At 52.6% G+C, this 8,080-nt stretch carries 8 protein-coding genes and 2 pseudogenes; 8 read left to right on the top strand and 2 right to left on the bottom strand.

Annotation, left to right across the window (positions count from 1 at the left end):
* Positions 1-735 precede the first annotated feature (735 nt).
* The 5 genes and pseudogenes from ACWKV5_RS29535 (at position 736) to ACWKV5_RS29515 (ending at position 4,326) form a co-directional block, all read left to right on the top strand.
* Complete coding sequence (locus tag ACWKV5_RS29535; RefSeq protein ID WP_483844140.1) at positions 736-963, top strand: AbrB/MazE/SpoVT family DNA-binding domain-containing protein; 228 nt, start codon at positions 736-738, stop codon at positions 961-963.
* A 451-nt stretch (positions 964-1,414) separates the two neighbouring features.
* On the top strand, positions 1,415-1,645 hold the full coding sequence (locus tag ACWKV5_RS29530) for a hypothetical protein (protein ID WP_483844139.1): 231 nt from the start codon (positions 1,415-1,417) through the stop codon (positions 1,643-1,645).
* Between the two features lie 1,255 nt (positions 1,646-2,900).
* Positions 2,901-3,110, top strand: a pseudogene (locus tag ACWKV5_RS29525) (hypothetical protein).
* Positions 3,111-3,261: 151 nt separating this feature from the next.
* Positions 3,262-4,044 carry a CHAD domain-containing protein gene (locus ACWKV5_RS29520; RefSeq protein WP_483844138.1) on the top strand — a complete coding sequence of 261 codons (783 nt, stop codon included), beginning with the start codon at positions 3,262-3,264 and terminating at the stop codon, positions 4,042-4,044.
* A gap of 102 nt (positions 4,045-4,146) precedes the next feature.
* On the top strand, positions 4,147-4,326 hold the full coding sequence (locus ACWKV5_RS29515; protein ID WP_483844137.1) for a hypothetical protein: 180 nt from the start codon (positions 4,147-4,149) through the stop codon (positions 4,324-4,326).
* Positions 4,327-4,440: 114 nt separating this feature from the next.
* Here the strand turns inward: ACWKV5_RS29515 and ACWKV5_RS29510 are convergent.
* A pseudogene (locus tag ACWKV5_RS29510) lies at positions 4,441-5,036 on the bottom strand (DJ-1/PfpI family protein).
* Positions 5,037-5,107: 71 nt separating this feature from the next.
* Between ACWKV5_RS29510 and sseB the strand changes: the two are divergent.
* From sseB to ACWKV5_RS29495, 3 genes are all read left to right on the top strand, one after another.
* Positions 5,108-6,211 (top strand): enhanced serine sensitivity protein SseB, encoded by a 1,104-nt coding sequence (gene sseB, locus ACWKV5_RS29505; protein WP_483844136.1) that lies wholly within the window; start codon positions 5,108-5,110, stop codon positions 6,209-6,211.
* Positions 6,208-6,816, top strand: coding sequence for a hypothetical protein (locus tag ACWKV5_RS29500; RefSeq protein WP_483844135.1), 609 nt, complete (start codon positions 6,208-6,210; stop codon positions 6,814-6,816). The genes sseB and ACWKV5_RS29500 overlap by 4 nt, the downstream gene beginning before the upstream one ends.
* 64 nt (positions 6,817-6,880) lie before the next feature.
* Entirely contained in the window at positions 6,881-7,180 is a 300-nt protein-coding gene (locus tag ACWKV5_RS29495) for a hypothetical protein (protein WP_483844134.1), read from the top strand.
* A gap of 118 nt (positions 7,181-7,298) precedes the next feature.
* On the opposite strand, the gene ACWKV5_RS29490 is transcribed toward ACWKV5_RS29495, so the two are convergent.
* Positions 7,299-7,730, bottom strand: coding sequence for a hypothetical protein (locus ACWKV5_RS29490; protein WP_483844133.1), 432 nt, complete (start codon positions 7,728-7,730; stop codon positions 7,299-7,301).
* Between the last annotated feature and the right edge of the window lie 350 nt (positions 7,731-8,080).

Raw genomic sequence — 8,080 nt, 5'->3', positions numbered from 1 at the left:
TGTGTTTGCTCGCACGAACATCATCAATCAAATCGGCGTTCTTGTTTCTGTGTTTCCCGGGATTCCGTGAAGAACCTGATTTAAGGCTAGCTGGAGGGTGATCCGTGAGGCGTCAATTACCCTATACGCTCATCAACACGCTGTACACGTCGTTGAACTGCGACGCAATCGGCCGCGTGGCAACCCTCAGTCTATAGCGGGTCGACTTGGCAAACAGAGACCGGCACCCAACATTAGAATGGGATATGCGTCCTGTTTTTGATTTTTTGAGACTTGATAAAGTGATTCACCGCAGGCGGTTGCGGTTTAGGCTTGGACGCCTCATCTTTCACCGTCCGATGAGCCAATCACTGACTGCCAATTAGGAGTAAAAAAGTTGCTTACCCGTCCAGATAAAGACGCCCTCCGTGCGATGCTGGAATCGCAAGTCCAAGAGAAGCTGCAGCACGACCCAGACGCGTTAACGACTTATGCAGCCAAGCCTGAGCCAGAGCGAAAGCCGTACAGCAGCAAACCAACGGTTCAGGACAAGGCATTTCAGAAGGAGATTGAACAGATGCGCGCAGATGCTGAAGCTGGAGTGATACATACGCCCCAGCGCGAGCCACATGACGCGGGCGCTCCTAGCTTAAGGCTTGACGATATCCGGATCTGTAAAACTTGCCACTGAGAATTTACAGACAGGAGCGGCTTGCCGGTTCAAAGCAACGGAGACTACACGTGATTATGCCACCTATGAAAATCATCATCGAAGAATGGGACGGTGACGGCGCAATTCGAATTCCCGATGAGGCGCTGCAGGAGTTGGAGCTGGATGTCGGTGATGCCGTGTATCTGATTGAAGAATTTGTCGGCAATACGCGCTGCCTTGTCCTCTCAAAAACGCCACAAATCGCGGATCGAATAGACGAGCTCACTGAAACGTGGAATAGCGCACAGCATGGTATCGCCAGGGACAAATGAGACAGCCCAAATACCCTTTCTTTGAATCAATCATGCTAAGCCTTTCCCAGGGTATGTGAATAATTTTGGGGGAGCCGGGCTAAAGCCCAAAGGTGCGATAGTCGAATTAACTTTAGCGCCTTACCGTTTGACGAACCTGATACAAGCGCCCCCTCTCCAGTCGACCGATCAGGTCGATGACGGCTTCCGTTCTACCCTCGCCCTCACCATATCCAAGGGACACTTAGAACTGAGCCTACGAACCGACCTACTCATCCATTCCGTTGCAGCCGTAAATCATTTTCAAACCGGGAATGGGCTTCCTCAAAGACAGCTGCCTGTGCAACTACGCGGTCGTTTTCTACGGGTCGCACCGTCCTGCTTTTTCGCAATTTACAAGCAAGCGGCAAGTATCGCTTGTCAGAGGTGCGGCCGATACTATGCTTGGGTTTTCTCGAACGGAGTCGACGTCATGTCTAGCGAGTATTCACTGGCGGATGTGTTGGAAAGGATTTACCACAATCAATTGGCGTTGGAAGCGGCAGTTATGGAGCTGACGCTGTGGGCCGAGCAGCAAAATGCGGTAGAGGTAGGCGATAACGTGCGGGGGGCGCTTTACACCGTTGGCGAAAACGCCGGGCATATCAAACAAGGCTTGGCCCGGCTGAGTGGGTTGCCGCCAGATGGTTGCGAGACCCATTAAACGATGGCATTGCAGAATGAATAGTTCGCCCCGCCAGCCGCTTCAGGGACGAGCTGATTGGGCTGCGGCTGGCGAGGCGAACTCTCAAATTGTAGTTCAACTACTCTACTTTTACTCCCGCTCTGAAACGTCAACAGGGCTATCACAGGGCTGCTGATTTGCTCCGGGGTTCCGCTCCACTCGGCTAACCAAGGGGCTATGGAGTACGCGGTGCATTTTCTGGCGTGCTTTATTTTCGCGCTCAAGCGCCTAGGCCCAGTCAGCCCCAAACGCTTTGTCTGTCTTGACTAGGTTCATAACCACCGCCAGCGCGGCAGCCAATTCCAAACGCGCCTTTTGGAAGTCTTCGTAGTATTTTTCAGTCGTCATCTCAGCGCTCTCAGCCTAGGGACTTAGCCAGACTGTCGAATGAAATGGGCAAAAAAATCCAGGCTGTAATGGAACCTGTAATCAGTTCCTACTTCTAAATACCGAATGACAACTCTAGTCGTTACCCATACGTCCTTCACCGGCAGCGGACGGTTTACCATGCTCAATCGACCACTCGTCCTCACGATGTCGCTCATCCTCCTCATTTTTGGATCGGGGGCAGCGTTTAGCTTGGCCACTCTGTTCCTTTTAAACCCTTCCTAAATAGCCCTCTTTAATACCTGTCCCTGGAGATTGCCCCGGGGCTTCGCCAATCGACAGCATCCGGTCTTCAGAATTGCTGTGCTGGGTTTTACGTCGAGCCGGGCCATGAGGCCCGAAGCAGCGACATTTAGAAATGCCTCGACACTCCCCCCCACCGCTATGTTCTCCTGCAATGACGAGCGCATTGCACTGTCATAAATTGTCTCAGCTGAAGACCGTCCCGTTCTTGAAATCGTCTCGTTTTACCGGTACTTGTAGGTCACCAATGTCATGCACGGAAAGCAACCATGCACGCAAGATTCAGAGTGATTGAAACCACCACACTGGACGATGGGAGCAAGCGATACAGGGTTGTTGATCTTGTAGAGGGAGGCTCAGCCAGCAAGCATGGCGTGTTCAATGCTAGGACGGAGGCAGAGGTGGTTTGCTCGACATTAAATGATGAGCATCCAAAGCAGTTAGGAGTGCCTGCCACTGCACCTAGTAGCACCCACTGAGCCAGCCGTATGTCACTCGCTTCTACGGGGAGCTGTTGGTCGAGCGAGTTTCTATCAACGCCGAGCTGCCTGAATCGGCATAGCACCCGCCTGCTACGCTGTCCTCTTTCCATGGGGGAACCACATTGTCGAACGCAGACCTGCTCCCTTCCCTACTGTTCAAGATCAACGAAAACCAGCTTGCTCTCGAAGCCGCGATCATGGAACTCAGCCTGTAGGTCGAACATCGCGGATCGGGTAATGTTCGAGGTAAAGTGCGCGGCGCCTAGTCAACACTTAGCAGGAACGAAGACTTTTTCAATATGACGCTCGCGGTGCTGATGACGCCGGAATGACTTCTTACTGAAAGACAGCTATCGGCAAAAAGCGGTCATCGATCGACAGCGTCACCTTGATGACGTTTATATTGCAATGCCCATGCGCAATAGCCGCACTGAATAGTAGCTCTGCTACGCTCTGCGAACCCACTCACAAGCGAGGACGGCGATGTCTTTTGTCGACGATTTTGTGGCTCAGATCATTTCTCTGGAAGTCGCTCTCTACCACTCACACGCCCGCCTGCAAGCCCACAGCGACAGCGAAGCCCTACATGATCTGAGGATCGCGGTGCGGAAAATACGCAGTCTTTTGCGCCCGCTGCGCAACATGCCCGAGGTCTCAGCGTTGAATGAAGCTGCCGCTGAGGTTGGCAGAGCGACTACCCCCACGAGGGATCTGGAGGTCATCGTTGATGAGCTGCAGAAAATGGGCTATCCGCGCCAGGCGACGAGCCGAAGCGCTGCCCTGAGAGAACAGTATCGGAAGCTCGCCACCAGCCCGGTACTCGACAAACTATTTGCCGAACTGGATCGATGGCCAGAGCTGTTCAGGACAGCTGAAAGAGCCGGCGAGCTGGTTGATGTCAAAAGGCAAATCGCGAAAGCCCTGAAGAAAAGAATCAATCAACTGATCGCCGGACTTCGGGACAAACATTTTGATCGGCACGAGTTGAGGATCATTGTGAAAAACGCGAGATACCTCTCCGATGCGTTTCCAACACTATCACCGCTCAAGGCAAAATCCAGGGCACAATTGAAGTCGGTACAAGCGTCGCTCGGCTCATGGCACGATCATCATCAATGGTGCCTGCGGGCCGAGGCGGAACCTGACTTGCTCGAAATAGCACCAGACTGGGAAGTCGCGTCAAAAGAGGCGCTGGCAGATGCCGAGCGGAAATTGGCATCGCTTCTTGATCATCTGGCAAAAGACTTGGCGAAGTCTAAAGATTGATATCAAATAGTCTAAAAAGGCCCGATTTAGAGCCTCTGATACGTTTTAAATCATCAAAAAAATGCGCTACTCTCCGCCACTTCAACAGCAAAGGGTTTGCAGATGAAAATCACCATTGAATCAAATGAGCAAGGAGGCGGTTGCAAAGTTTGGCTTGGCGAAACGGCAGTTTCGTTCACCAGCCTAGAAGCCGCTAAAACCTACATTGCCCAGCTCGAAGAGCGGATAGAGGCGGCCTCTCATACATTTGCCCAAGATGGTGGAACCCCAGAGGTTAATTAAGCATCGCGCAGGAGGTCGCCTATGACGCCAGTCTGCATACGCGACCTGATTTCCCGACGAGCCTGGGAATTAACCCACCACCGTTTCTTCAACCATTAGCAGCCATCGTCTAAATCATAGAAACCGCGCAACGTTTGCCATTGCACGCGTTATGTAAACATCTTTCTCCCCCACCGGGGCAACGTGATGAAGCGAACTCCGTGCCGCCTCAACACTTGCAAGACGCGAGATAAACCAAGCCGCCATATACTGCGACGACAGGCACCCGCCAGCGGTTGCAACGTTGCCGTTGGCCACGAACGGTTGATTGAGTACCGCAACACCGGCCTCTTCCACCCATGGCTTGGTGATCAGATCCGTGCAGGCTGGCACGTCATTGAGCAGGCCCAGCTTTGCAAGAATGAGCGCGCCCGAGCATTGGGCACCCAGGAGTTGGCGCGCAGGATCAAGCTTGAGGCGGGCCATCAAAGCGGAATTCGCGACAACCTCTCGGGTCAGTCTTCCACTCCCACCAGCACTGCGTCCGCATCGTTTGCGTCCTCCAAAGTAGCTTGTGCCTCGATCATCAGGCCATTCATCGAACGCACCTTTGCTGTGGGGCTGGCGATTGACACACGCCAACCTGGCTGTTGAACGCGGTTGAGAATGCCGAACGCGATGAGCGAGTCGAGTTCGTTGAACCCTTCAAAGGTAAGGATGGCGATGTGCATTGTGCCCTCGTGTCAGAAACGTCTTGAGGGCCATCGTAAAACCGATCAACCAATACATTCAAAAAATTGTAATGGATACAACTCAATTAACTGTAGCGGCTTCGCAACAACTCTGCGTCACCCTTGAGCGTCGCTATGGGTCGCTTTCTGCCTGTCACGACGGGCAAAAACGGCCAGAAGCAGCCCTTCGAGGCGAACCGCATTTGGCTCTTCATCCACCACTGATATGGAGGAGCTATCCTTGGAAAACCGTTCAGGGTGACTCTCCGTATGCTCCAGATTTATTAGCCTGCTGTTCTTCCTGTTTTCACCGTCGCGTGAAAAACTGCGCGCTCTTTGCCGCTCACTTTTTGTCTGTTTTGATGGAACTGCCGATGGACATCATGGATACCAAGCAAGAAAACACCCTCGAAAAATCACTCAGGCTGGCGGCGGATGAACCGGCCCATCGACCTGACTTTTTCAAGACTCTGTTGAATTCCACTATCTACGTCCTCGGCACTGCCGGCCCTGGCGAAGGTCAAGTCAACCTCGAGGCTGGTAGCAACATCAGCATCGCGCATTGGCAAAAGCCTGACGGCTCCGCTGTCATCCCGTTTTTTTCTTCGTTGCAAACACTACAAAGATCCATAGATAGCGAAGAGTCCTACGTAGAGATCCCGGCCAGATCGCTGTTTGAAATCACACTGGGCGCCCCTCTTTTCCTCAATCCAAAGTCTCCTTACGGGAAAGAGTTTTTCCCGGAGGAGGTGCGCCAACTGCTCTCCGACGAGATCGGCCAAAAGCCGGTGCAGCGCACGGTCGAAAAAGACACCAAAGTGCTGCTCGGACAGCCGTCGCAATATCCGTCGAAGATGGTCAACTCGCTCACACAATTACTCGCCAAACATCGCGACGTAAAGCGTGCATTTCTGGCGTTGATGCATGACGCATCGTCTGATCAAAAGCCTCATCTGATCATTGGTATTGAAGCGGAAGGAGATATTGAACTGGTCATGCGCGAAGCCGGTAACGTTGCCGGGGATACCGCTCCGGATGGCGAACCCGTTGACCTCTATCGCGTTCACAAAGGGGAATCAGGCCTTAGCGATTACTTCCTCAAGCAAACCGCACCCTTCTATGAACGGAAGTCGGCAGGCTGGCTGCGTTCATTGTTCGGCTTTGGCAAAGCGTGACAGAGATCAACGCCGTGCTAACCGCCGAGCAGGCCTGCGAAATCGTGCTTGGCCTGTTTGACGGCGTCATGAGAGATGGCAAACCTGAGCGTTATGTCATTCAGTCATGTGAGCTTTCCGCCAACGGTGATTACTGGGTTATTCGCAGTAACAGTGAGGATTACGTCGTCCGCGGCATGACGGAGTTCTGCTACGTCGGTGTTAACGCGCACTTGATCAACGTCATGACGGGCGAGCGTGAGACGGTCGTCAGTTGCATGAGTGTCGATGAGTATCTGCAAGACAAATACGATCTGGAGGCAGTGTCGGGCAACCAGTATCTACTGACCCCGGCAATTGACCGAGGCGACAAACCGGCGCTGGTCAATTTGCGTCGAAAGCTGCAGTGCACCTATCCGCAAACCCTTGCGTTGCTGACGGGCAAACAACGACTTTGGCTCACAGGTAAACGCAGGCTTCTTGAAGACGCGCAGCGACTGCTTCTCGAACAAGGCATAACCACCCAAATCGAGTTAGTGCTTGATGCCGGCGAAGCAGTCGCCATCGGCGTCGAAACCTGGCACATCGAAGCGGTGTTGAGGGCTGTGCGCGAGAGGTTGTACTGAGCCGACGCCAAGGAGCAGTCATATAAAATGCCGTAACCCACCATCAATAGATACGGCCAACGCCATGCCCCAGCCCACAAGTCACCTATTTGCTTATGTAAGGAAAATCAGCGATTTCCGGCCTGACGTTACCGCTATCGTGCTTTTCGGCCTGAAGGCCGAAGACGATGACCTGGTGTATCTGGAGATACGCTTTAAGAACTACGGAGAACTCCAAATTGAAGGCGACCACTTGATGCTTGGATTGGATGAGGCACTGGAAAGCGCCGAGTTCGAGTACGGTATTTTGCCAAATGATTGGCGAGTAATGAGCGAGGCGGAAATTCAGCGAATCCCATTCTTTGTCGGTGGAACATGCGTTTAGTGAGTTGACTGCTTTGGGTCGGTTGCCGCCCTTCGCGACAGGCAAAAAACGGCCAGGAGCGGGCGTTCGATCCACGCTTGCTCCCAGTCAAAAGCGAAAAATTCTCGATCTGTAAAAGCTAGCCCCTAAGGGTACCCATTATTTCCTGAACCACCGGCTTCGTGTATTTCTCACTGGGGTCAGTCTCCGGTGGGTCGTTACTGCGGATCCATTCACCTTGATCGAACGCTTGGTAAAGCGAAAACGCGGGCTGAGGCATGTCGTTAGTCATGCCCACTTCAACCACGGCATTTATGATGCCGTTCATAACGCCATCGCAAAAATCATAGATCAAAGATTCTTGTAGATAGCCTTCCGCAACGGCGACAGACAACTCGTTCAGCACATCTTGCGGTGCAACATCGAACTTTTCGCAAGTAGCGGAAAGATCACTCAGTGTTAAACCGTATGCTTCGGCTTTTACCGAAAGCTCCATGAGTATGTTATGCGGTAACACCCTGATCATGAGTTTCTTCCGGCTAGGTGCAAAGGTAGCGCTTGCATCATTCATAAGCTTTCCGGTCTACAGAGTGCCGGAACAGCGCTGCCACTCGTTCAAGACCATGCTGCAATACCGCATCATGGACGGTCAACTTCGAGCTACAGGCAATGTCCGCTTTGGGTCGTTTACTACCCCTCGCACCAGGCAGAAATCGGCCAGAAACGGTCAGTGGTGGAACTTAACAACCGGCAGCACAACCCACATATAAAAAGAATATGCACGTCAGAAATCAGCGACGTGATTGGTATTTCTCACAATACTGCCCCGCTATTTTTTGTGCTGCCGCCAGTTGGGATTTGGATAGTTTTTTAGCTACATGACTTCGATAATCTGCGGCTTTTGACTGGCCATTGGCAGCA

It is taken from the genome of Pseudomonas oplopanacis, assembly GCF_057128725.1.
The sequence above is the reverse complement of the archived record's forward strand: the minus strand, read 5'-3'. Positions and strand labels throughout refer to the sequence as shown.